Annotated in this window: 23 protein-coding genes; 5 read left to right on the plus strand and 18 right to left on the minus strand. The window is 48.7% G+C overall.

Annotated features, from left to right (window positions below; translation table 11 throughout):
- Window positions 1-91 precede the first annotated feature (91 nt).
- Window positions 92-1,177, minus strand: a complete 1,086-nt coding sequence (locus P1P89_04985) for a DUF4405 domain-containing protein (GenBank protein ID MDF1590850.1) — start codon at window positions 1,175-1,177, stop codon at window positions 92-94.
- 348 nt (window positions 1,178-1,525) lie between these two features.
- On the opposite strand from P1P89_04985, the gene P1P89_04990 reads away from it, so the two are divergent.
- The 5 genes from P1P89_04990 to P1P89_05010 all read left to right on the plus strand — a co-directional run bounded on the left by P1P89_04990 (window position 1,526) and on the right by P1P89_05010 (window position 7,244).
- Window positions 1,526-1,858: a hypothetical protein gene (locus P1P89_04990; protein ID MDF1590851.1), complete on the plus strand. Its 333-nt coding sequence runs from the start codon at window positions 1,526-1,528 to the stop codon at window positions 1,856-1,858.
- Between the two features lie 93 nt (window positions 1,859-1,951).
- Window positions 1,952-2,671, plus strand: coding sequence for a lysophospholipid acyltransferase family protein (locus P1P89_04995; GenBank protein MDF1590852.1), 720 nt, complete (start codon window positions 1,952-1,954; stop codon window positions 2,669-2,671).
- The gene (locus P1P89_05000) at window positions 2,664-4,319 is read left to right on the plus strand and encodes a ribonuclease J (GenBank protein MDF1590853.1); all 1,656 of its coding nucleotides are present in this window, start codon (window positions 2,664-2,666) and stop codon (window positions 4,317-4,319) included. The genes P1P89_04995 and P1P89_05000 overlap by 8 nt, the downstream gene beginning before the upstream one ends.
- Before the next feature lie 4 nt (window positions 4,320-4,323).
- The gene (locus P1P89_05005) at window positions 4,324-6,471 is read left to right on the plus strand and encodes a DNA translocase FtsK 4TM domain-containing protein (protein ID MDF1590854.1); all 2,148 of its coding nucleotides are present in this window, start codon (window positions 4,324-4,326) and stop codon (window positions 6,469-6,471) included.
- 146 nt (window positions 6,472-6,617) lie between these two features.
- On the plus strand, window positions 6,618-7,244 hold the full coding sequence (locus tag P1P89_05010) for a class I SAM-dependent methyltransferase (protein MDF1590855.1): 627 nt from the start codon (window positions 6,618-6,620) through the stop codon (window positions 7,242-7,244).
- A gap of 215 nt (window positions 7,245-7,459) precedes the next feature.
- Here P1P89_05010 and P1P89_05015 read toward each other — a convergent pair whose 3' ends face one another.
- The 17 genes from P1P89_05015 to P1P89_05095 form a co-directional block, all read right to left on the minus strand.
- Window positions 7,460-8,173, minus strand: coding sequence for a class I SAM-dependent methyltransferase (locus P1P89_05015; protein MDF1590856.1), 714 nt, complete (start codon window positions 8,171-8,173; stop codon window positions 7,460-7,462).
- Window positions 8,154-9,407, minus strand: coding sequence for a glycosyltransferase family 4 protein (locus P1P89_05020; protein ID MDF1590857.1), 1,254 nt, complete (start codon window positions 9,405-9,407; stop codon window positions 8,154-8,156). Before P1P89_05020 ends, P1P89_05015 begins: the two co-directional genes overlap by 20 nt.
- Before the next feature lie 229 nt (window positions 9,408-9,636).
- Window positions 9,637-11,406 carry a type II secretion system ATPase GspE gene (gspE, locus tag P1P89_05025; protein MDF1590858.1) on the minus strand — a complete coding sequence of 590 codons (1,770 nt, stop codon included), beginning with the start codon at window positions 11,404-11,406 and terminating at the stop codon, window positions 9,637-9,639.
- Window positions 11,407-11,598: 192 nt separating this feature from the next.
- On the minus strand, window positions 11,599-13,644 hold the full coding sequence (gene gspD, locus P1P89_05030; protein ID MDF1590859.1) for a type II secretion system secretin GspD: 2,046 nt from the start codon (window positions 13,642-13,644) through the stop codon (window positions 11,599-11,601).
- A gap of 58 nt (window positions 13,645-13,702) precedes the next feature.
- Window positions 13,703-14,542, minus strand: a complete 840-nt coding sequence (locus tag P1P89_05035) for a type II secretion system protein N (protein ID MDF1590860.1) — start codon at window positions 14,540-14,542, stop codon at window positions 13,703-13,705.
- Window positions 14,543-14,576: 34 nt separating this feature from the next.
- Window positions 14,577-15,446, minus strand: coding sequence for a type II secretion system protein GspN (gene gspN, locus P1P89_05040; protein ID MDF1590861.1), 870 nt, complete (start codon window positions 15,444-15,446; stop codon window positions 14,577-14,579).
- Between the two features lie 47 nt (window positions 15,447-15,493).
- The gene (locus P1P89_05045; GenBank protein ID MDF1590862.1) at window positions 15,494-16,021 is read right to left on the minus strand and encodes a hypothetical protein; all 528 of its coding nucleotides are present in this window, start codon (window positions 16,019-16,021) and stop codon (window positions 15,494-15,496) included.
- 219 nt (window positions 16,022-16,240) lie between these two features.
- A complete protein-coding gene (locus P1P89_05050) occupies window positions 16,241-17,692 on the minus strand; it encodes a PilN domain-containing protein (GenBank protein ID MDF1590863.1) in 1,452 nt (483 codons plus the stop codon).
- A 64-nt stretch (window positions 17,693-17,756) separates the two neighbouring features.
- Window positions 17,757-18,830 carry a general secretion pathway protein GspK gene (locus P1P89_05055; protein ID MDF1590864.1) on the minus strand — a complete coding sequence of 358 codons (1,074 nt, stop codon included), beginning with the start codon at window positions 18,828-18,830 and terminating at the stop codon, window positions 17,757-17,759.
- Window positions 18,831-18,839: 9 nt separating this feature from the next.
- On the minus strand, window positions 18,840-19,382 hold the full coding sequence (locus P1P89_05060; GenBank protein ID MDF1590865.1) for a type II secretion system protein GspJ: 543 nt from the start codon (window positions 19,380-19,382) through the stop codon (window positions 18,840-18,842).
- Window positions 19,383-19,873: 491 nt separating this feature from the next.
- Window positions 19,874-20,314: a prepilin-type N-terminal cleavage/methylation domain-containing protein gene (locus P1P89_05065; protein MDF1590866.1), complete on the minus strand. Its 441-nt coding sequence runs from the start codon at window positions 20,312-20,314 to the stop codon at window positions 19,874-19,876.
- The gene (locus tag P1P89_05070; protein ID MDF1590867.1) at window positions 20,286-20,795 is read right to left on the minus strand and encodes a type II secretion system protein; all 510 of its coding nucleotides are present in this window, start codon (window positions 20,793-20,795) and stop codon (window positions 20,286-20,288) included. The genes P1P89_05065 and P1P89_05070 overlap by 29 nt, the downstream gene beginning before the upstream one ends.
- A gap of 109 nt (window positions 20,796-20,904) precedes the next feature.
- A complete protein-coding gene (gene gspG / locus P1P89_05075; protein ID MDF1590868.1) occupies window positions 20,905-21,360 on the minus strand; it encodes a type II secretion system major pseudopilin GspG in 456 nt (151 codons plus the stop codon).
- A gap of 173 nt (window positions 21,361-21,533) precedes the next feature.
- The gene (locus P1P89_05080) at window positions 21,534-22,541 is read right to left on the minus strand and encodes a transposase (protein ID MDF1590869.1); all 1,008 of its coding nucleotides are present in this window, start codon (window positions 22,539-22,541) and stop codon (window positions 21,534-21,536) included.
- A gap of 82 nt (window positions 22,542-22,623) precedes the next feature.
- Window positions 22,624-23,079 (minus strand): hypothetical protein, encoded by a 456-nt coding sequence (locus P1P89_05085; GenBank protein MDF1590870.1) that lies wholly within the window; start codon window positions 23,077-23,079, stop codon window positions 22,624-22,626.
- Window positions 23,080-23,295: 216 nt separating this feature from the next.
- The gene (locus P1P89_05090; protein ID MDF1590871.1) at window positions 23,296-23,784 is read right to left on the minus strand and encodes a transposase; all 489 of its coding nucleotides are present in this window, start codon (window positions 23,782-23,784) and stop codon (window positions 23,296-23,298) included.
- Window positions 23,676-24,497, minus strand: a complete 822-nt coding sequence (locus tag P1P89_05095; GenBank protein MDF1590872.1) for a transposase — start codon at window positions 24,495-24,497, stop codon at window positions 23,676-23,678. The genes P1P89_05090 and P1P89_05095 overlap by 109 nt, the downstream gene beginning before the upstream one ends.
- Window positions 24,498-25,038: the final 541 nt, after the last annotated feature.

The following is a 25,038-nucleotide window of genomic DNA, read 5'->3' on the forward strand; positions in this document are numbered from 1 at the left end:
AAAGCGAGAGGGGCAAGCGGAATAAATAGTCGGTTTCCGTTTGCCCCTGTTTCGTGATGGGTGTGCGTTGTTTCTTTGAAGTGTCGGAAGATTATTTCATGATCTCATAGATATCGCTCGGGTTTAGTTTAAACGCTTCGGCCAGCTCTTTCAGTTTATCATCCGGTTTTGCCGGGATGCCTTTGGCGGTTAGTTTCAGAAGTGCACCGGTCTGGTCGAGGTTGTATTTCTGGCAGACTTCCGCAATCGTCATCCGGCCTAAGCCGGTGGGGATATCCTGCTGAAGGGCGGCGACACTTTCTGTTTTGGCTTCACTTGAGGGCTGCGGCGTTTGGGCCGGCTGGGATTCGGCGATTTTTCTGATCAGGTCGTATATATCCGACGGCCCCATGTTATGTTTTTCGGCGATGGTTTTCATGTTCATGTCCGCGGTTGCCTTGATATTGTTTGCCCCTAAGCCGCGTATGATGGTTTCCATATCCAGGCCGTATTCTTGAACAAAACTCGCTACCGTGCGTTTGCCGGTACCGGCCATGGGGTTTTCCGGCATTTTGGGTTTGCCGGTGGCGCTGTCTATTATCTCCGCCGGTTTCATGGCCAGATAAACCTGCTGCGGCGCTATCTTGTTTAATTTGGCAATCGCCAGCAGGGTCTGATTTTCATCTTCGAACTTGATGCCGGCTTTTGTAAGACCTTCCGTGCTTTGGTTGAGATCATACCCGCTGCGGCGGGCAAGGGTTTTTAAGGTCGACAGTTCGGCATGACCGTAAGGGGGTTCGCCGTACTTGACGCCGGCGGCATCCTTGATGGATTCACTCAGGTCCAGCACCCAGCTGAAGGGCGGCACTGTGAAATAGGAACCCACCACGCACACGATGGTGACAATCAGGGCGATGTTGAATTCTTTGTTAAAAAACTTCAGCGCCTTGGCTTTGTTTTTCAGGTATGACACGATGGGTTTCCAATTATAGTAGATGTGCAGCAAGATCGCGATCAGGAATAATACGCCGATGATGATATGCTGGTTTCCCCAATCGGGCTTGTCCAGGCCCCACAGGTGCCAATCGGCCCAGTAGGCAACCCTGCCCTGGGGCATGATATAGAGGATCACACTGTTTAAAATGAGTACCACAAATGACAGCAGCGCGGTCAAGGATGTAATTTTTCGCATGTTCATGACGGCTTAAACCTCCCAAGCGTGTATAAATTAAATTTCTGTTAATTGTAGAGAAGATTATCTTAGTTCAGCTTAATAAAAATGTAATAAAAATGCTTCGAGCAAATGCTTCGGGGAATCTGTTACTTTTAATTGTCAGCAATTTATATGCCAGTTTTTAGGTGGTACCTGATCGATATATAACATTATAAAATTATAGTAAATATTAAAATTAACGTGTTTTAGTGGTGATAAAAAACAAACCACACGGGAACTTATGGATAAAATGTATCCAGCCGTATGGGTATAAATTATCCATCGAATATACAGCTTGCCTGCTGTAATGGACTGTGATAATTAGAACCATTTATGAAACAGTATGTTATTGACGAACTCAGACCTGCAGATTTTAATAAAATCAAGAAGTTTCTGGATGAGACCCATGAATCTTCCAAATTGGGTCACCTTTACTGGATCCGGCTGGATGACGAAATCCTGACGCCGGTCCAGACCGAACACAAAGACTGTTATCCATTTTATTTTGCGGTTGAATTAGAACCGGATCGAATCAGTTTTGAATTGCTGATCCGAACCCAAAATCGGGTTAAATGCGACTGCATGGGCTATGCCACCGAAGACCAGAGAAACTGGCTGATACAAATGGTGGACGCCGTTTTTACCCGGTTAAACATCAAAATCTGAAATGGGAATTCCGGGGCCTCTAAGGGGTTTTGAGCGTTCATGATAAATCAGCAGTTGTCATGGGGATCGCGTGCTGAATTTTAGGGAAGGGATATGATCCGGTCGGTATTTATCTTAATTTGGATTGTGATGGCTACGGGTTTTTTCAGCGTGATGGCGATTATCGCCTCATTGCTGGACAAAAAAGGAGAGTGGCCCCATTTGGTCGCCAGGGTGTGGGGGCGCTCCATCCTGTTTGGCGCCCGGGTGAGAGTTACGGTGAAAAATCCAGGCAATATCGATCCCAGCCGGTCTTACATATACATGTCCAACCATCAGAGCAATTTTGATATTCCGGTGCTCCTGGCCTACCTGCCGGTGCAGTTCAGGTGGCTGGCCAAAGTGGAGCTTTTTAGCATCCCGATTTTCGGTTTTGCCATGCAGCGGGCCGGATATATCAGCATTGACCGCTCGGACCGCAAGGCCGCTATTTTAAGCCTCAGGCGCGCCGCCGAAATCATCCGGGGCGGGGTATCCGTGATGATTTTTCCGGAAGGAACCCGCAGCCGCGACGGCAACATTCGCCCTTTTAAGAGCGGCGGATTCATTCTGGCCATTGATTCCGGTGTGCCGATTGTTCCGGTCATCATCCACGGCACCTTTCCGATCATGCCCAAAGACCGGCTCCGGATCCGGCCTGGAAACGTTGTGTTGGAGATCCAAAAGCCCCTTGAAACATCTTCATACTCCAGAAGCGGCAAGGCCGAGCTTTTGGAGAAAGTTCGGCAGATCATAACCGAGTCTCACGAAAAGGGAAAACAGCGCGTTGAGTAAATTGAAAATCATACCCCTGGGCGGCCTGGGCGAGATCGGTCTGAATATGATGGTTTTTGAATACGGCGACACCATCTTTATCGTTGACGCCGGACTGATGTTTCCGGAAGATTACATGCTTGGGGTGGACTATGTCGTTCCGGACATGGATTACATTAAACAGAACAAAGCGAAGGTTGCCGGCGTCATTTTAACCCACGCCCACGAAGATCATATCGGCGCATTGCCTCATCTGGTAAAGATGATCAATGCACCCTTATTCGGCACCGCATTTACTTTGGGGATGATCCGATATAAACTTGAAGAACATGACCTCCTTTCCGAGGTTGAGCTGCACGAAATCTTCCCCGGCGAGAAGCTTAAAATCGGAGAATTTGAACTCGAATTCATCCGGGTCAGTCACAGCGTTGTGGATGGGGTCGGCCTGGCGATAAAAACACCGCTGGGTCTGATTGTCCACACCGGCGATTTTAAGATCAGCCTCACGTCCATCGACGGCATGATGACCGATATCAACCGGTTTGCCCAATGCGGCCGGGAGGGCGTCCTGGCGCTGCTGTCGGACTCGACCAATGTCGAGCGAGAAGGCTTTACAAAATCCGCCCAGGAAATCGGGGAGACCCTGGCAAACATTACCCGCGGCAGCAAGGGCCGGATTATCATTGCGCTGTTTGCTTCCAACATTGCCAGAATTCAGCAGATAACCAAGATCGCCCAGGAACGCGGCCGCAAAGTGGTATTCAACGGGCGCAGCCTGGTGGTCAGCGTTGATATTGCCAAAAAACTGAGATATATCGAAATCCCCCCCAAAATGGAAATCGATATCGACCAGATCGACAACTTTGCCGATGACGAGATCATCATGATCATGACGGGCAGCCAGGGAGAACCGATGTCCGCCCTTGCCAGGATCGCGGCCGGAACCCACAAGCAGTTGAAGACAAAAAAGGATGATACGGTTATTCTCTCGTCGAAATTTATTCCCGGAAACGAAAAAGCCATCACCAATATCATCAACAGGCTCTACCAGCAGGGGGCCGACGTGATTTATGAGAAAATTTCGTCGATCCATGTTTCCGGTCATGCCCTGCAGGAAGAGCTGAAATTGATGATCAATCTGACGAAACCCGAATATTTTATCCCCATTCACGGGGAATACCGCCATTTAATCCTGCATACCCGGCTGGCCGAGAAAGTCGGTATTGCCAGGGAAAATATTCTGCTTGCCCAAAACGGTCAGGTCATTGAATTTGATAAAAGCGGCGGAAGCATAACCGGCAAGGTGACAACGGGCCGGGTGCTGGTGGACGGCAAGGGAATCGGGGATGTCGGCCGGAGTGTTTTAAAGGAGCGCCGGACCCTTTCGGAAGAAGGCCTGGTCGTCGTCAATATCGCCTTTGATGAAGAGACCGGAATCGTGATATATGGGCCTGAAATCGTTTCGCGCGGTTTTGTTTTTGAAACCCAGACAGGGCATCTTCTGGAAGAGGCAAAATGCGTGATTTTAGAGATCGTTGAGGAAGTAACCCCTGAAGAGCCCAATCGCATGGCGATCATACAATCCAAAATCAAATCGGCACTCAGGCAATATTTTTATTTTGCCATTAAACGTCGTCCGGTGATACTTCCATTTGTGATGGAAATATAGGCTTATGCGTAAAGAAATCATCGGCATTTTTCTTTTTTTTCTGGTGGTATTTTCTTTAATCAGCCTGCTGTCATTCAGTCCGATGGACCCCTCTGTAAATCACGCCCGGGCAACCGGCCCGATTCATAATCTTTTCGGTCTGGTGGGCGCCCATCTGGCGGGACTTCTTATCTTTCTGTTCGGACTGGGGGCTTTCTGGATTCCGGTTTTGCTCCTGTTTCTAAGCATCCATTTTTTTGGCGACCAGCCGGGCAGGGCCGCCCTTTTGATTATCAGCGGCGGAGTCCTTTTGGTGGTTGCCACCGGCAGCCTATTTACGTTTCGCCAGGATCATTATCTGATCTTTGGAAGTAAATTTTCATCCGGCGGTATTATCGGAATACTCATCAAAGCTTTCCTGGTCAAATATGTTAATCTCACCGGCAGTATTTTTATTCTGACACTTGTCTGGGTTGTGGGCTTTATCCTGACAACCGGGTTTTCGCTGGTCCGTTTTGCCGGGCGTACCTGGCAGCTGATCATTGTCATTGCCGATCGTGTCCGGACACTTCTTGTCAAGTGGAATGAGCGACGCAAAAAGGCCCAGAAACGGGCGAAAGTAAAAAAAGAACAAACTGTCCAGGCCGAACGGGAAATCAAGATTACAGCCCCGGCGACCAAGCCGATTAAAGAAGCTCCCGCGCCCAAACAGGAAGTATTCGAGTTTATGCGGGTTTCTTCCGGATTTCAGGTGCCGTCCTCTAATTTGCTGGATAATCCGGATAACAGAAAAGACGCGACCGATACCGAAAACCTGCGGATGCAGTCGAAGCTTCTTGAAAAAAAACTGGATGACTTCGGGGTTAATGGAAAGGTCGTTACGGTCACTCCCGGACCTGTTATTACCACATTCGAGTATGAACCGGCGCCGGGTGTAAAGATCAATAAGATTGTGAACCTGTCCGATGACCTGTCCCTGGCGCTGCGCGCGGCCAGCATCCGGATCGTCGCACCGATACCGGGAAAAGCGGTCATCGGCATCGAAATTCCCAATTCCGTCAGGGAAACCGTCCGTTTCAAAGAGGTCATTGTTTCCAATGTGTTTGAAAAGTCAAAATCAAAACTGCCGCTATGTCTGGGCAAAGATATAGTCGGTAATCCGGTTGTGGCTGAACTCGATAAGATGCCGCATCTTCTCATTGCCGGGGCGACCGGGTCCGGGAAAAGCGTGGCGCTCAATGCGATGATCTGCAGTTTCCTGTATCGCTCGACGCCGGATCAGGTCCGCCTGATCATGATCGATCCCAAACGGATAGAACTTTCCAGCTATGACGGCATACCCCATCTGATCACGCCGGTGGTAACGGACGTTAAAAAAGCAACCAACGCGTTGTTCTGGGCCGTAAAGGAAATGGAGAAAAGATACGAGCTGCTCTCCCTGAAAAATACCCGGCACATCAATCAATACAACCAGAAGATCGAAAAGGAGCTTCAGGGCGCCCAGGACGATGAGCTGCAGAAACTGCCCTTTATCGTTATTGTAATCGACGAGCTTGCCGATCTGATGATGGTGGCCTCACGGGACGTGGAGGTGGCCTTGACCCGGCTGGCCCAGATGGCGCGGGCCGCCGGCATCCACCTGATCCTTGCCACCCAGCGGCCGTCGGTGGATGTTTTGACCGGGATTATCAAAGCCAATTTTCCGACGCGCCTGACTTTTCAGGTTTCCTCCAAGACCGATTCCCGCACCATCATCGATGCCAACGGCGCCGAGAGCCTGCTGGGAAACGGCGATATGTTGTTTATGCCGCCCGGCACCGCCAAGCTCCAGCGCATCCACGGCGCTTTTATTTCGGAAGCGGAGATTGCCCGGATAACGGAATTCCTGAAAAAGCAGCAACGCCCTGAATACGATACGAGCATTACCCAGGCGCGCATTGAAGAACAGGCGCTCTCGGAAACTGCAGATTACGACGAAAAGTATGATGAGGCGGTTGCACTGGTGACGAAAACCCGACAGGCCTCCATATCCATGGTTCAGCGCCATCTCCGCATCGGGTACAACCGGGCGGCACGTATTATCGAGATGATGGAAAAGGAAGGGATTGTCGGTCCTTCCGACGGCGCCAAACCCCGGGAGGTCCTTGCCAGGGGGTATGAGGATGTGCCCTAACTTGAAATCCGGCTCTGAATCACTCCGGAGAAATCGTTACCTTTTGGGAAATTCGGCAGAGTAAAATCCGAAGCACGAAGCACGAAATTCGAAACAAACAACAATGACAGACTTTACCGTTTTGAGAAACAAAAAAAACGGAGCTCATGAAATCCGAACTGAACATTGATCTGATCGATAAAATCAAGGGTTTTCTCGACCCGGAAGAAGGACAGTGCCTGTATGACATGGCACGCAAGGCCAGCAAACGGGGGCCGTGTCTTGAAATCGGAAGTTATTGCGGCAAATCAACTGTCTATATCGGCACGGCCTGCCGCGAAAACAGCGCTATTCTGTTTTCCATTGACCATCACCGCGGTTCGGAGGAGCAGCAACCCGGCGAGGCGTACTTTGATCCGGAGTTGTTCGACCACAACACCGACCGGGTGAACACCTTTGAATTTTTTAGAAAGACCATTGAAATGGCGGGACTCGATGAAACCGTCGTTGCGATGGTATGTCAATCAGCTGTGGCCGCCCGCATGTGGAATACCCCATTAAGCCTTGTCTTCATTGACGGCGGCCACAGCTATGATGCTGCGTTGGGAGATTATCAGGCTTGGATGCCCCATCTGAAGCCGGGCGGCTATCTGCTGATTCATGATATTTTTGAAGATCCGGCCGAAGGCGGGCTGGCCCCCTATAAGGTTTATTCTCTGGCGCTGGCCTCCGGCCGCTTCAGGGAGATTGCGCGGATGAAAACGCTGGGGGTGTTAAAAAAGGCTGAAGGCTGAAGGTGGATAGGCTGAAGGGGGCAAGTAATTGCCGATTGATGATTTCCGATTGACGATTGGAAAAACACTTAAATCGAAAAATATCAATTATAGATCAACAATCGAAAATAAAGGGTGAGGAGTTGGGGTAAATAAAGACTGAATGCGAAAATAGATAGACTGAAGGGAGAAACGTGTTCCTCATTTCAATCAACAATCAACACAACCTTCAGTCTTCAGTCTTCAGCCTTTTTCAGATACAGCACCAGGCTTTTGCCTAAAATGGGGTTCAGCAGATGGTCCAGAAAGCGGGTAATCCACGGTCGTTTCATGATGTCCCACGTCAGCAGATCGTGATATAAATTTACAGCCACGGCATCCTTGCGGGTCGACCCCAGCAGACATTTCAGCCACCAGTAAGGTACATGCAGACTGTGGGCATAATGAGACGACCATTTTTTTAAGCCGCTGTTTTCCAGCAATTTGATCAGCTCTTTTTTTTTGTAAATACGAATGTGCCCATTGTTGGCGTTATGATACTCCCGGGAAAGAGCCCAACAGATCCGCTCCGGCCAAAAACGGGGTACGCTGACAACCAGATCTCTGCCCGGCTTGAGAACCCTGACGACTTCAGCCACAGCCATGCGGTGATCCGGGATATGTTCCAGGATTTCCGAACAGACGATCAGATCGAAAAAATTGTCTTTAAACGGAAGCCGGTTGATGCTGGCGGCAAGGAGGTCCCAGCGGCCGCGTTTTCCCTCCAGACGTTCCTGGAATATCAGCCTCTTTTTCGTTTCAATGACGTCAGCGGGGTTGATATCGGCGCCGAGAACCTGAATCCCTTTGGACCGGGCGATGGCGGCGGTGTGGCGGCCCGAGCCGCAACCGATATCGAGTACCCGCAAGCCGGGCGCTAATCGCAGCCTGTTAACGTCGATTGAAATCACGAATGGTTTCCCTGTATGCCGCTGCCGTCTTTTCAGCCGCTTTTCCCCAGGTGAAATGTTCCTGGACCCTTTGATAACCGGCTCGGCCAAGCTGACCTGCCCGCTCGGGATTGTCGAGTATCGCGGCAATGGCGCCGACAAGGGCCTGTTCATTTTTAGGCGGGATGAGGACACCGGCATTACCCACCACTTCCGGCAGTGCGCCGCCGGTGGTGCTGACCAGCGGAACCGCACATGCCATCGCTTCTATTGCCGGGAGACCGAATCCTTCATAAACAGACGGAATAACGGCAACTGCCGCCCGGGCATATTGTGTTACGAATTCTTTATGATCGATCCGGCCGGTAAATGTAATCATGCCGCCGATACCCAGGTCCCGAATGAACGTTTCGATATCGCCGTTTTTCTTGGGGGATCCGATGACCACCATGTTCACTTTGCGGGTTTTGGAAATGACCGAGAGGGCCTTTAAAAGATAATTCAGTCCCTTTAAAGGCGTATCGGCGCTGTTGGTTACGATGATGCGATTCTTCTCGCGTTCGACTTCGGGCATCGGGTAAAAAATGTTCGTATCAACGCCGTTGGGGACAATTCTGAAACGATTCAGCGGGATCTTGAATTCACTGCTGATGTCTTTGCGGGAATGTTTTGAAACAGTGATAATATGAGAAAAGGCTTTGGCAACCCTTTTTTGCATGCGGATAAAAGAGTACCAGCGCATTTCTTTTAATTTTTTCCAGAAAGTTGCGGCGTTTCGAACCGCTATGTCCCGGTCCACGGTAATGGGATGATGGATGGTGGCAATGGTGGGGGCCAGCCGGCTGATGTTTCGGACTCCGTATGACAGGCTCTGGTTGTCGTGGATGATATCGTAGTGGTGAGCGGTCTTTCTTAACAATTTAAACGCTCTTTGCCCGAATGTGTAGGGTTCGGGAAAACTCATGGTGGAAACTCCCAGCCACTCGATCAGGTTGATGGGATCCATGAGTTCCCTTAAGGAAGGAACACGAAAGAGGTTGTCGGGATTGTACAGATCAAGACCGGGGAGGTTATGAATCTTAATGCCGTTGTCGCTTGTGAGCACGGGCGGACCGGAAACGATATCCACCTGATGTCCGAGACCCTTAAGGGACCGGCTCAGGTTATTGATATAAACACCCTGACCGCCGCAGTGGGGATTGCTGCGGTAGCTCAATAAGCATATTTTTAAGGGATCATCATCGACCCATGACATTTGAGATAATTTTCCGTCGGCGCAGTATTAATGTCGTGTCCTATAAATAAGTTGCAAAAACAATGTCACTCCCGCGCAGGCGGGAGCCAGAAAAATGATCTCTGGATTCCCGCTTTCGCGGGAATGACGGACAGACTGATTTCAAGAATAGTCAGAAATGATTTGCAATAAATGGAAATAAAATTTGCCGGATATTTAATTGTAACGTCAGTAAAAAGCAAGGCTATTTTTAAACCACCCGCAATACTTCTTCAATCGTCGTGATGCCATTGAGCACTTTTTGAATACCGTCCTGGCGCAAGGTTACCAGATTATGTTTTAACCCTTCGGTTTTGATTAAGTTTGAATCAAAGGTTTTTAGCACCAGGCTTCTGAGCGCTTCATTTAAAACCAGAATTTCAAAAATCGCGATCCGCCCGCGGTAACCGGTATGGAGGCAGTGCGGGCATCCCTTGGCCCTGTATATCGGTTTATTTTTAATCTGGCCGGGATCAATATCCATGCCTTTCATAGCGATTTCGTCCGGCAGATACGCTTCTTTGCATTCTTTGCAGAGGACACGAATCAGCCGCTGGGCGATCACTGCAATCACGGATGATGATATTAAAAAAGGCTCTACGCCGATATCCACCAGGCGGGTGATGGCACTGGCGGAGTCATTGGTATGAAGGGTGGAAAAGACGAGATGCCCGGTCAGGGCGGACTGAACGGCGATCTCGGCGGTTTCATGATCCCTTATTTCGCCTATTAGAACAACGTCCGGGTCCTGCCGGACAATGGACCGGAGGCCTCTGGCAAACGTCAGGCTGATCTTGGGGTTGACCTGTATCTGACTGATGCCTTTGATTTTATATTCAATGGGATCTTCAATGGTTATGATGTTGATTTCCGGTGTGTTGATGGAAGTTAAAATGGCATACAGGGTGGTTGTTTTGCCGCTTCCGGTGGGCCCGGTGACCAGTATGATGCCGTTGGGGGAATGCACCAGATCCTGAAGCAGCGATAGCCTTTCAGGTGAAAGGCCTATTTCCGTCAGTTTTAAGAGTGAACCGGATTTGTTGAGAAGTCTCAGCACCAGGCGTTCGCCGAAAGATGTCGGAATGGTGGAAACGCGAACGTCAATATCCTGATCGCCGATTTTGACTTCCAGGCGGCCGTCCTGGGGCAGCCGTTTTTCAGCGATATTCATTTTGGCCATGACCTTGATCCGCGAAATCAAGGCGGGCTGTATCCATTTCGGTGGCGTCAGCAGGTCGTAGAGAATACCGTCCACGCGATAGCGGACCATGAACTGGTCCTGGTAGGGCTCAAAATGGATGTCGCTGGCGCGTGCTTTTACCGATTGTGAAATAATATGATTCACCAGTTTGATGATGGGGGCATCGCTGGTATCATCCAGCAGGTCGGTCGTATCATCCATTACATTGATGATGGTTTGGCCGTTTTCTTCCATGTCCTGGACCAGCTGTTCAGCTGAATCGCCGCTCTGATCATAGGACAAATTGATGACGGACAAAATAGCGTCTTTTGCCGAGAGGACGACCTGATAATCGTCTATTTTCAAAATTCTGGCCAGGTCATCCAGGGGCTGCAGGTGCATCGGGTCGTTTATGGCGATGATATAGGCGGCATTGCCCGGCGGCCTGATATCGCCGTAGGCGTCCGTGGGCCGGGGACGGGTGTCTGTTTCAGGTAGCCCGACAGTGTTGCCGAGGGGGACCATCATGTATTTTTTCAAGAACTGTATCGGCACCTGCTGGGTAAAATCGTTTCTGATGTTGTTCAAGGGAAGGACCGGCATAAACGGCATGTTATACTGAATGCTCAACGCTTCAAGGAGCTGCTTTTCAGTGATCATTTTTCTTTTGATCAGCAGATCGCTGATTCTGCCGCCTTTATCATCGCTCAGCTTTTGAACCTCGGCTAAATTTTCCTGCGTAACGCCGGCGGTATTATTCAGTATTTCCAAAAGTTGTTTGCCCATAATTAAACTTTGCATCTTTTTAGCCTTGAGCAAAAAGGGATTTCCCCCCCTTTATGCCGGCCCCTGAAAGGAAGATTTCAGGCTGTTATAAAATTCCCTTGCCGCCACATTCGGCGGGCCTATCGACCATGAGGATCAGGGCCGAAGGGCTTAGGTCGAAACACTTAATCAAAGGGTAAACAGATATAGAAAATATGCGTTTCGGCCCTATTTGGCAGAACCGGTGCCGACTTCTTTTTTATTTTTTTCGTATAATTTGATGTTGCCTTCTTCGATTTTATCAAGCTGCTCTTTTTTGATTTGGTATATGGCTTCCGCTTCAGCCGGACTTTTGATCACTCTGGGTGTTAAAAATACATAAAGGTTGGTTTTCTCGTTGGCGTTGGATGCGGATTTAAACAGCCACCCCATTAAGGGGACATCACCCAGACAAGGAACTTTGGTTTCTGTATTGGTAGTTGTGTCGTCAATCAGGCCGCCGATAACAACGGTGTTGTTGTCTTTGACAATGACCGTGGTGTCAATCGTTCGCTTTAATGTGGTGGGGCGAAAATCAGTCGTTGACTCCAGACTGGTGACCTCTAAAGAAATGTTCAGACGAACCTGTCGGTCTTTGCTGATTTGCGGTGTTATCTTTAATATCTTGGCAACATCCCGATACTCAAAGGAACTATAGGTCTCAGCAGCGTTTTCAGCGGCTGATCGGGTTTGAAAAGGGATATTCTTGCCGACGCTGATTTTGGCTTCCTGGTTGTCCGTGGTGAGAATCTGGGGAGTGGAAATGATGTGAACATCCTTGTCCGTTTTGTATGCCTGGATCACGGCTGCAATGCTGGGGAAAGATATGGTTCCTATCCCGGTGCCGATACTGATCGTTTCCCCCAGGACGCCTAAAGAAAACCCGGGCGGCAGGGGCGTGCTGACGATAGTGCTGGGATCTCCTCCCAATGGCCCCCCTGTGAATCCTCCGCCATAAGCTGCGCTTCGGCCGCTATATTTGGTGTCTCCCCCAACAGTCCACTCGGTTCCCAGGCGGAAATCCTTAGAAGTATTGACTTCCATAATGAGCGATTCAATATAAACCATTGCACGGGGGATATCTAGTTTTTTGATGACCTCTTCGATGATTGCAAAATCATCTTTTTCCGCCATGATGATCAGGCTGTTGGTGGCCTTATCGGCCGTCATCTTGACTTTTTCGGAAATCACCGGGGATTTCGGTTTCCCTTGGGCAGGCGCATCCTTTTTTTTGGGAATTTCCTGGAGGACTTTGACCAGTTCTTCAGCCGTGGCATTTTCCAGATAGACGACGCGGATATTTTCTTTTCCCCTCGGGATTTCCTTGTCAAGCAGCTTTATGAGCTGTTTAATCCGGAGGGTGTCATCTTCGCTGGCAAGCAGCACCAGGGTGTTGGTGCGCTCATCGGCCACCAGTTGGAGGGTCGTTTCCGGTGCGCCTTTCTGTTGGGGTCTCCGGGGGGTTTTAAAAATGGTTGCGAGGGTTTTTTCTATCTTTGCAGCGTCGGCATATTCCAGGGGAATGACGGAAATTTCCCGGCCGATGCCGGTAATGTCGATGGCTTTCAAGATATGAATCAGTCGCTGGATGTTGGAATATACATCCGTAACGATGAGCATGTTGGTGGGGGGATAGGCCAGGATGACGCTGTTTTTGGATATTAAAGGGGCAAATAATCGCTTGATATCCTCGGGGTCGGCATATTTTAGCAGGATCAGCTGGGTCACAACTTTATCATCCGGAGAAGCGGCTTCTTCGCGCAACTTGGTCTCAATGTTTTTGGTGCGCGCATCCGGGGCCGGTATGATTTTAGTCACTTCGCCGGCCGGTACGGCGGCAAAGCCGTGAACTTCCAAAACCGATTCAAAGACTTTGTAGGCTTCCTGGAGAGATATTTTAGCAGGGGAGATAATGGTAACATTCCCCTTTACCCGATTGTCCACGACAAAATTTTTCCCGGTCAGTTCGCTGATGAATTTAATAAAGACCGTGATATCGACATTGTTGAAATCAATGGTGACGAATCGATCCGCGCTGTTTTTATCGGGTACAACCGGCTGTTGCGGAGACGGCGGCGTTGGTGGAACAGCAGACTGAGCCCCTGTCGGTAAGGGTGGTGTCGAAGGAACAGTTGCCTGGGCCCCTGTGGGTGACGGCAATGCGAGTGTCAGCAGCATTGCGCATAAGGCCAACAGGCAACATGCTGTTTTTAGGCGGCGGCAGTATGGGTTCATTTTTCAATCCTGTGTTTAAAAAGTTTTCTGAAACTTTTTATATTGAATTCAATCATTATTACGGCTCAATATTGTAGTTTATGGTTTGCATCTGGCCTCTGCGCTTGATATCCAGTTTTACGGCCGAGGCGGATTTGATGGTTTCGTAAAATTTGAGGGCATCGTTCATCGATTCTATTTTTTCGCCATCGACACTGGTGAGAATATCGCCGCTGACCAGCCCCATTTTCCTGAAGATGGAATCGGGTTTGATCGCGGTAATGGTTAAACCGTCCAGTTTTCCTTTTTCAAAATGGGGGCGTATTCTAATCTCCTGTAACAGTTGATTCGGGTTTTGAACTGCACCTTCGAGCTGGGAACGATTAATTGAGATGTTCTGGGGCACTGAAACCGCTGTTTGGATTGGGGACGGTCTGGCGCCGGTGGCAGCCAGCAGCTTTTCCATTTCCAGAATTTCGTCTTGACCGTTTATATTTAAAACAACCTTTTCTCTTAAAATCATTTTTATGGTGGCATTTTGAATCGCATCGCCCGCACGGTAAAGATTCTGACCCGCCCGGTCGGATTCAATTACCGCATACGTCTGGTTATTGCCGCCGATGACGGTTCCCCAGAGTTTAAGCTTAAGCTCCGTTTGTTTCAGCGCGTCGATTTGAATCTGTTCCGGCTTGAGGTTTGTTTCAGGCTCTTTGCCGAAAAGATGACGTTCAAAAATGGGTTGATAGTAGGCCATGGGTTGGAAGGCCTCACTTTCAACCGGAGATGTCTTTTTGCGGGCTGCTGCGGCAACGTCGGAGACATCCAATTTTAGGATTGCGATCTTATAGAAGCTGTTTACGCCATAATGGATCACAATTGCAATTAAGATAAGATTTATTAAAGTGATATATCGCTTCATCTGGTTTCGTCAAGACAGCCGAAAGAATGTTGCTCTAATTCAGGGAAAACACAGGGCTGTCGATAGTTCCGGCAAACTGAACCGGGAATTCGTTGTTATCGGTTCTTTTTTTAGACAAAAAATTCACCGGGAGCCTTTTCCTTAGATCCGCCAGAAATTGGTGATGCGGTCTGAAGGATCCGGACAGGTCTAAAATACTTTTGCTGATTGGCTCCGTTAATTCAACCGTTCCGTTAAATTTCCCGTCAATTTGGTCCCCTCGGATGATGCCCGTTTTAATCCGGACATTTTTCCCCGCGGCCGTGATATCGGCGGAAATATTCTTAAATGACAGGTGCTCCATGCCAAAAACAGACGCCAGGATTTCAACTTTAGCATCTGAAAGGTTCAACCCGGCCGATACAACTCCGGCGCCTCCTTCGCGGCTTTCAAATTGAACGGTTCCCCCGAGCGTGCCGGATATTTTTCGCTTGAGCAGACGCTCTAAACCGGCACTGCTGCCGATCTGAATGCCGGTTATGGCAGAATTCAATACAACCGCATGATTCGGCGCTTTCGGGTTCAGATCGAGTCGGCCTTTGATCGTTCCGCCGTAAAGGTCAGCTTTGAAAAGGAACGTATTCCCTGGACTGAATAAGGATCTTAAGTCGGGCCCGATTTTGAGTTCGGCAATATCGAGAACCGGCATGTTTTTGTGGGAAATATTCATCTTTTCCAACTTCAGGCCCGGCGGAAAGGTCGGTTTTGCCTGAACAAGGGTCAAATTAAAATCCGGATTGGCGCTTTTTAATCTGAAACTCAAATAGCTCCGGACGGCGCTATCGGGAAACAGCCAGTAAAGAAAGAAAGCCGTGACTGCCACAATATAAAGGATATAAAAAAAACGAATTTTGTTCGGTGTCATGGTCTCTATCCTTGATGCCGGAAAAGACGGCACAACGGTCTCAAATTTTAAATCTCGTAGGTTTCCACCTGCAAGACGGCATCGATCGTTCCCGGCGGTTTGTCTGCTTTTGATATGCTGATTCTCTTGACAAACACGGTGTTTTCCGAAGTTTCAACGCGATGCAGATAGGCGGTCAGCTGTTTTAAAGTGACCGCTTCGAGCTTCATTTCCACCAGTGACAGTTTAAGGGGACCGTCCTTCTGGGAGGTGCTGGACGGCTTCATGTATTTTATTTTATTTTTGATATTGGTTTCACCGGCGAGTTCATCCAAAAAAGAAAAAAGGGTAAATCCTTTTTGTCTTTTCGACAGCCGACTTTTTGAAAAATCGATGTGGGCAACGACGGTATCGTATTCGGATTTGAGTGCCAGCATTTCTTCTATTGTCTTTGTTTTTACATTAATCAGCCTGTTGAGGCGGTCCCGTTTGTCGATCATGGGGAAAAGAACAAACTGTACGATGATAAACAGACATAAAAAAGCAGCGGCGGCGCCGATTGCATATTTTTCGCGTTTATTGAGTGTTGCCTTCATATCGTGTTGCCGTTACTTTATCAGGTGTTCCAACATGCTGCGCTGCATCATCCCGGGAGGCCTTTGCATAACGCTCCCGCCTAAAGCTGACACATTCGTAAAAAGTCCTAAATTGCGTCATGCCTGCGAAGACAGGCATCCAGAACCATCTGAAATTACTGGATTCCCGCTTTCGCGGGAATGACGATAAAAGCTCGTTTTCGACTTTTTACGAGACCATCAAAGCTGGAGGTTCAATTTAAAATTTACCCGGTTTTCTGTTTTTTCAATATTGGCCGAATTGATCGTGACCGTTTTAAAAAGTTTGCCGCCCTGCAGCTTTCGCTGAAAATTGTTTACCGAATTAAACGTGTCCGTATAACCAGAGATTTGGACACTGCCCGGTCCAATCACAATCCGATTCAATTCAACATCCACATCATCGGGAATCAACGTGCTGATGTCATAGAGGATGTCAATATTGCGGACGTTTTTTTGCGGAGATTCAGTGGAAATGGTTTGTTTTTTCGTGTTTTGAATTTCCACCCGCATTTGCTGCACCGGGTCCACAATCTTCTGGATATCCGGGAAGGTCGATCTAAAAATTTGGGTTGTCTGGGCATTCAGCCGGTCTACCTTTTTACCCATGAAATAGTTGTCAATAACGATATCCATAAAGGCAAAGGATGCAATTACACCAGCCAGTATCCCGGTCTGAATGAAATATTTTTTGTGCTCAACCCAGAGTTTCCTGGGAGCAAAGGGGCCTTTGCGAAAATTTAAAACCGGAAGACTTTCGAGGTCATTGAGGGCCAGCGCCAAGGCATTGTCCATCCGAAGCGGCTTCCATTCATTCACAGCAATATTTTTTACGGTCACGTCCGACAGCCTTGCCAGGTCCATAGCGGTAACGGGAATTTCCAGGTTTTGGGCAATATTGCCTAAAATGGATTTATCTTCCACTCCGCAACCCGTTATCAAAACACCGCCGGCAATAATCTCCATTTGTAGAATTTCTTTTACAGCGGCAAGGGTCTGCTTGGCGTGATTGCAAATAAGGGTGGCCCTATCTGAACTCCCGGTGCGCAATGAAAAAGAGCGGGCGTAGCAGACCCAGCCTGAAATGATCACAAAAAGTCCGCAATTTTTGAGCCCCATATCTATAAACAAACAGACATCCGGAATCTTTTTTGTTCTGGCAACGTGAAACGCCGTGCTATAGCCGCCCGCAGCCAGCACCGTCGGAACCAGTTTAGACTCGGCGAGTGTTTGCATGAATGATTTCAGTTCGGATGTTTCTGCTGCCGCAGCCAGGAGGCCCGAATGACTGTTTTGATTGCTCAAACCGGGTATGTGAAAGTCGATAATCAGGTCCTCCACAGGGAGCGGTAAGGTGGGCTCAAGCTCATAAGGAAGGATCTGCTTTATTTTTTTGGGCGCCTTAAAAGGGACGCGAATGTTCCGGTAAAATATGTTTTCGGAAGGATAGGCGGCGATACAGCTGGCGCCGGAAATGTCCGCCTGTTTCATCAGGCTGCTGATGCAATCGGAAACACCCTGTTTTATTCCATTCGGTTCCGATATGGGGCTGTACGCGTGTGCTTCGATGGACATCCCCTTTATTTTGCTTTGCAGCAAAACAGCGGTTACGGCCTCTTTACGGATATCGAGCCCCAGAATTTTTCTGCTCATTTCCAAACCTTGTCACATGGTTTATAGAACTGCAGGGTTTAAATTTCATGTAATTCCATATATATTATTTTGTTTGCCAATTCAAGACGCTACATACCCAGCGCCCGGTTTTTTTATCTTTTTCCCTCTCTACGACGGCGGTCACCCTGATTTTCATGTCCTGCAGGCTGGCGTCGGCATCAATTCTGAAGATGTCGCTTTGGGTGGTTATCAGGTCGGGGTCGATTTGAATACCACCGGCGCCGGGAACATTCTGATACCAGTCGGGTCTTGAAAGATCGTGAATATATGCCTGATCATTGGTTTCCAGACGATAGTCATAAATAGCCTGGGCAATTTCCCCGCTGTCGGCCGGCAGCAGGGCCGTCAAGACCGGAAGCTCTGCGGTATTGATATTTATTTTACCCTCAAAGGTGATTTTTTTTTCTTCCGTGCTGGTGATGCCATGAACCGTTACATACTGGGAAATTCCGGGTATCCCCCCGGCACCATTTAAAAGGTCCGTTGTCACCCCCTTGACGAGCGCAAGCTCGCCCAGATGATAAAAGGGTCCGTTTCGACAAGGATAGGGCGGCTGTAGTCCCTGATAATATCCGGATTCGGCGCCGCTCAGGCCGGTGATGGCCTCATCATCGCCCGAGTCGAGCCAGTCCTTGATGGAATTGATAATCGCGTTGGGATCCGTATCTTCCTGGTAACTATCCGGAGCGGGGAGAAGCCTTAAAAACCGGTCCCACAGCTCCCGTTGGGCTTCGTTGAACTGCTGCCCTTCGGGAAATTGAACCAGGGCGTTGATCTGGATTTTAGAGCGTTCATCGGTTATTTTAAACGTAACGGCGCCATTTTCAAATGGGATTTGACGGATTGCTTCATCTATTTTTTCAGGATTGGCCCAGTCTTCCTGCAGGGAGTCCGGGTCCGAATCTGTTCTATCTTTAATCAACATGGCCATGGCGGCATGGACCCCCGAAGCTGCCATGTATGACAGGGTCACCCGGTCGCGGGCGGTGGCCGACACCACCACGGATGTGCGCACCTTGCGGTTCCACTCCAGCACCCCGGCAATAAGCACCGTAATGATGCTGATGGTAATCAAAAGGGCGATGCCGCGGTTATTCGACCATACGGTTTTCTTCATTTTCAAATCTTATTCCGATTTTAGCCGGTATGCCGGCAGGGTCACCAGAGTTGCAAACTGCTGTGAAGATGATCCGTTGCCGAGTTCAAGCTGAATGCCGACCGCCCGGGGAGTGGCGTATTTATACTCGTCGGAATCGGAATCCCAATGATCAGTGTCGGCTCCTTCAGCGTCGTAATAGGTGAATTTCAAAGATTTGAGATTTTCACATAAAACCGGATCGCTGTGTTTTTCCCGGAAGGGTTCATACGGATAGAGGGTGTCGGAGCGGCGCAGGATAAACGTCCCGTTATCGCCGGGCTGAACGTAATAAACGATTTCAGCAATGCCTTCCTGCCGGTTTTTCTCAAAAGCGACATGCGCCAGCGAAGTAAATCGAAGCCTGGAAAAGGATGTACCGCCAATAGTATCCATTTCAGCAAAAAAGCGATAGATATCGGAGGATGCGTCCGGCCCCGGCGGGGTGTATGCCGGTGGGAATGTGACATAGACAGCCTGCAGATCAAAAGTCATCCGGTTGAGACAATTGCGGGCCGGTTCGTATACTGCCATGCCGCTGTCCAAAGCGTCGGTCGAAGAAAATATAAAATTATAGGAACCGAAAATCGTCGTTACGAGCACGCTGAAGATGAAGATCGATATTAAGATTTCGACAAGCGTGAACCCTCTTGAGCAACTCTTTTTTCTTTTGAGAAAATTCGGATTAAAACGTCCGGGTGTCGGCATAGTTGCCAAGTACACGCTTTCGTAAATTCGCTTATGTATTCTACAACCCATATTTTATGACACCTTCCTGAAAAATCCCCCTTGCCCCCTTTGACAAAGGGAGGACGGGAGGGATTTTAGAACGTTAACGTATTTATGAAAATATGTATTAGAAGCCATCTCAAAAATAGAATTTTGGTTCAAGATTAAGGCGGGGCCGAGTTTCAACCCGCCCCGCCTGTTGTCGGGATCTTCGACACGCATACTCAAGTATGTCGAGGACTTGAAACGAGAACCCAACGCAGATATTGGGCCAAAAGGCATTTTTGAGATAGCTTCTATGGTTCCTGCAATATTGAATAAGTTCTTAATGTATAAACGAATTCGTTACGGTTAAACGATATTGTCACCTCTATTTTCTTTAAATCCTTGGCGGCGCTGCCGAATATCTCAGTGCTGACGTCGTCGATAGAGACCTGCCGGCTGTACCCGGGAAATTCATCCCCGAAATCACCGGCTACAGATACCCGCCGACTGTCGGGAAACGCTCCAATTTCTGCCACCGTGCGTTGCGCCAGGAGCGGCGCTGTCGTGTAAAAACGGGCGCTGCCGTTCATGGAAATGGTCTGGGCATGCAGTTTATAAACGCTGATCAGCACGATCGCCATGATGGCCACCGCCACCATGATTTCAAGGAGGGTAAATCCCCGGCAGGATCGAAAGTAAACGGGTCCCCCCGGGAATACGCGCTCAGATTTCAAATCCGACGTATTTTTCATAGAGTTTGACTCCGGAGAGGAACGGTTCGATTAAAAATGACATTTGCTTGCGGCTGCTGTTTTCAATATGGATCATGACCTTGTCGGAATAATCGGCCTTGTAAAAGCTGATTTCAACCTGCCCGCCGGTGATTTTTCCCTTAAACGGAAATTCCATGTCGATAATACGGACATCCTCCGGAAGACTGTAACCGGCATTCTCGGCCGTTTGGCGTTCTTCTTCAGACATGCCGTCGCTGGTTACCCATAATTTGCCGGCATCAAGATCGACATTTAAATTGTAACGTTTCTGATCGCGGACTGCCGCTGCTTTTAAACTTCGGACTGTGGTAATGAGCCAGCGGGAAAATTTTTTGGTATTGTCGGTTAAGACCGTGTCGTGAAACCGGGGAATGGCAAAAAACAACATGATGCTGATGAGCGAGATGACCACCACCAGTTCAATCAGCGTATAACCGCTGTTTTTTTTCGTTAGAGGCATTCGGGTATGGATGATAAAACCGTATTGAGGAAAGGCTACCCTGTTGTTGCAAAAGTCGAGGATGCCCCAGGTCCCCCCGCGTACGGGATTTTCGAAAGGCGTCCAAGGGCTATTCAATTTCCCAACTATTGATGTCCATATTTTTCCCGTCACCGCCGGGGACGCCGTCGGCGCCGTATGAAACAATATCAAACTCGCCGTGAACGCCGGGGGACAGATACACAAAATCGTTTCCCCAGGGGTCTTTGGGCAGCTTGCCTTTTTCCAGATATCCGCCTTCCCGCCATTTGGCGGGGATGTTGCCGGTGGCGGGCTGCTCCACCAGTGCCTGCAGCCCCTGTTCCGTTCCGGGATAGGATCCGTTGTCGAGCTTATAGAGTTTCAGGGCGGTTTCGATGCTTTCAATCTGGATTTTGGCCTTCATCTGCCGGGCTTCATCCGGGCGGCCCATGATCCGGGGAACGATGAGTCCGGCCAGGATGCCCAATATAACGATCACGACCATTATTTCAATCAGCGTAAACCCCCGATTGTTAAATCTGTCAGGTGGATGCTGCGGGTCCATTTCCCCTCCGTAATGGTTCAATTCAAGCATGGGAGCGAGCTAACTTATTTATAGTATTATTAATAGATAATAACCAAAAAAGCAAATAAAACTAATTCGGGAAAAGTCCTGTTTGCCAAGATGGTCTCATTGCTTTTAGGAAAAAGAGGGGACGGTCATGAAATTGTGCGTTTCTAGTCATTTTCTAAAGGAAAATTATTTGCAGTCGCCAACTGCGCTCCCCGTTGCACCGCCCGGCTGACGGCCGACTGGCTGATCCCCAGCTTTGCGGCCACCATAAGGCTGCTGATGCCGAGTTCTTTTACTGCCCAGAAACACAGCAGGCTACGGGCTTTGACGCGATTTGGCTGTTTGCCCGGCAGCAGGATCTCTCCGGCACTCATTTCAAACAACTCGGCAGTGCGATGAACCGCTGTATCAAAGTCATAACCGCGATCAGCAAGCCGGTACTTTCGCACCATCTTTTCTTCCGCCTTGTCCAACACCGATTCGACAAAATCACTGTCGCCCAATATCCGTTCATCGCCTTTCAAGTGCACCCGTCTTCTTCGAGATGATTTGAGACGCTCCCAGCCGCCGGAACTTCTCACCAGCCCGCCGCCGGTTAAGTTCGCATTCCGTCCAAGGCCGACAGCCTTTGAAGCGAAGTTCCGATACTGTCTGCGTGATGCAGTCACGCGTTTGCCGAAAAAAGATAAAATATAGCCCGCATCCTGCCACCGGTTCTTTTCGTAGCCCATCAGGCTGCTATGACCGCAGTAGGGGAATCGATCCAACTCCTCAAGAGTCGTTACGACTTTTGCCCGCAGCGGGTTGAGGTGGATGTATCGCACGAGTTCCAAAAGATAGGAATCTTCCTGGCATAGTATCGACTTGAATCGATTCTGAAACAGATGGCCATGCCGCTGGTGCCGCCGATTGAAGCTGACTGCATAACCGGTTAAAAGGCGTCTCATAATTATAGAGGTCGGGGTTTCGCCGGTTCTGAGCAGCAGGTGAAAGTGGTTCGGCAGCAGCGCCCAGGCAAAACAGGGGGTGTTGGTTTCAGATAGGATTTGGCCGAGGCGATCGACAAAATTGTTCCTGTCGATGTCGTCCCTAAAAATGTCGGTCTTTTCGATGCCGCGGCAGATGATGTGGTGCAGGGCGCCGGCAGCGTCGATGCGGGCTTTACGAGGCATATGAAGCGTCCTTGGCCTTATGAGGTTTGAAAGAAACGCCTAGTCTCAAGACCGTCCCTAAATTGGTGTAACAAATGAAATTTTATGCTTCATCCGTTTCGGATGGAAGTTGTAACAATCTTACATCTTCAAGGTCCACTTCTCTACCTGAAGCCTTTTTTGAGGAAATTAAATCTTCGCGCGAGGCAACGTAAAATGATTGTCCCTGATATTCCATTACCGTGCAATGACTCCAAGCGTCATGGAAAAGCAAGCCGGGGGTCGATGTCTGAACGTCAATGCGAACTCGGTCTTTAAAGATGGTTATTTCATTCGATAGGATGTCATCTGCATTGGTAAGTGCTGCTGTGCCCATACCGGCGTCTAAGAGGGCATCGATCAGGCGTTGAGCATTATCGGGGGTGGATTCGATAAGTACATCTAAGTCAAATGTCGCTCTGGGTATTCCATAAAGGACAGCTGCGATACCGCCGATAACAACATATTTGACTTCATGTTTCTTGAAGGATGAGAACACGTCCTTTAACCGGTTGAGCATCTTTCTTTCCTGCCAAATCAGGTTTTATTTCCAAGGCCAGGTCCGTGTAGCTGCAGAATATTTCCATCCTTTCGGACAGAGGAAGGGATCGGAACCAACGAACTTTAGCTTCTATTGATTCGTCTTTTATGTCATGAGAAATTTTTTTCATATGATTACCTGAATTTTGCATTGTTTTATAAAATCTCGTGCAAGAAAATTTGGTTCTTCTCCAAATTAGTTGGAGAAACTTTGATAAATTTTCAACGTAAAGTACCGCAGGTCATGGAATCCATAAGCTTTACGCTTAATGACCTTTATTTTGTTATTAACCCCTTCGAGTCTGCCGGTACTGATCGGGTAGGCGCAGTGATTTAGAATGCCATATCGATATCGGTTCAGCATCCGGGTAAAGGCATTCACAGAGCGATTGTTTAAGGATTGGGCCAATGCGCACCACGAGTCCAGCGCCTTGGTCGCCCAGGGCCTTGATCGATAAGTCCAGATGTCTTTGAGCTTGTCCTTGAGGATCATGACCGTATTGATGGTTTCGTTAAGCTCAAGCAGTTCTTTAAGGTGTTGTCGCTGCTCCTGAGTTTTGATATTTTCACGGTTCTTTAACAACAGATACCGGCTGCCTTTATAAACGGCCTTATCGGCTTTGCCGGCTTTTCGATACTCGCTATTGCGTACTTTATCGATAACCCGGCTGAAATTGGCGACCACATGGAAAAGGTCGAATACGATTTTCGCTTGAGGCACTTTTTTTTAACGGCCTTGATGAACGGATTCCACATATCCATCACCACGGCTTTGATGCCGTCAAGCTGCTGGTCGTTGAGCTGGTCGAAGAAGCTCTCCAACGTTTTAGCCCTGCGGTCTTTTCCGACAAAGACCACTCGCCCGCTACGATAATCCAGCACGACGGTCAGATAGCGGTGGCCTTTGCGTATGGAGATCTCGTCCACGGCCAGAATGCTCAGTCCGTTTAAATCCGGCTGGCCAAAGTCGCGCTCCAAATAATATTTGTCGATGTCCTTGACCGTTTTCCAATCCAGATCCAAGTGCCGGGCCACTTCCGAAACGGTCATATATTGACAGAGCTGGTATATGTAACGGGCCATCCGGCAGGTTACACGTAAGTACGGATGAAAAAGTTCCAGATCTTCGATATGGATACCCTGGCAGTGGGGACAAAATATTTTGCGGTAGCGGCAGTCGAGCCATACTTGGGCCGCAGCTATGTTCAGATCTCTGACCCGGCGCCGGGTCCAGCTGTGAACGGCGGCGGCCGTGAAACCACACCCATGGCAAATCGGTACAAACCGCTTGTCGGGTTGAATCTGGATATGAGCCGCATCGGCGTCGGGCGTAACGTCCTGGTTGATAATTTTGATTCGACGAAAGGGAAAATAAGGTGCTATAGTGGGTACGGACATTGCGGGCCTCCTTTGGATATTGTTTTTCTTTGCAGATTAAACAAATACCCTTTAGAGGTACCGGATGCCCATTCTGTTTTGGTTGCTGGCCCACTATTTTACCTTTTTTGACTCCAACTAATTTGGAGAAGATCCGAAAATTTTTGCACGGATAATTTTAGTTAAATTATCAAATGGTTGTAAACCTGTCGAATTTCGACTATTTGTAAAGCCCTGATTTTATTGGCCCTGAGAAGGCGGCTGGAAAGCCCTGTCTATTCTGTGTTTGCGTATTTTAAAAAAATGGAATTTTACCCATTTGGTAAAAACAAGGTGTTTTTAGACTCCTTTTCAGCTCTGTAGTTATAAGGTTCCATGGTTACTATGTGCGTTTAGGAGCAATTTGGTGCAAAATTCAGGGATTAACTTACTAAATCCCGAACACGAATTCAACGCAAATCTTTGATTCTTATCTTTTAAAACTAAGTGGGTATGCACTTTACTCAACCGACCACATGGTGTAGTATGCGGTTATGGAGGAGCCAAGACACCCTGTTGCTGG

This window comes from Desulfobacterales bacterium (genome assembly GCA_029211065.1).
In the GTDB taxonomy this organism is placed as follows: domain Bacteria; phylum Desulfobacterota; class Desulfobacteria; order Desulfobacterales; family JARGFK01; genus JARGFK01.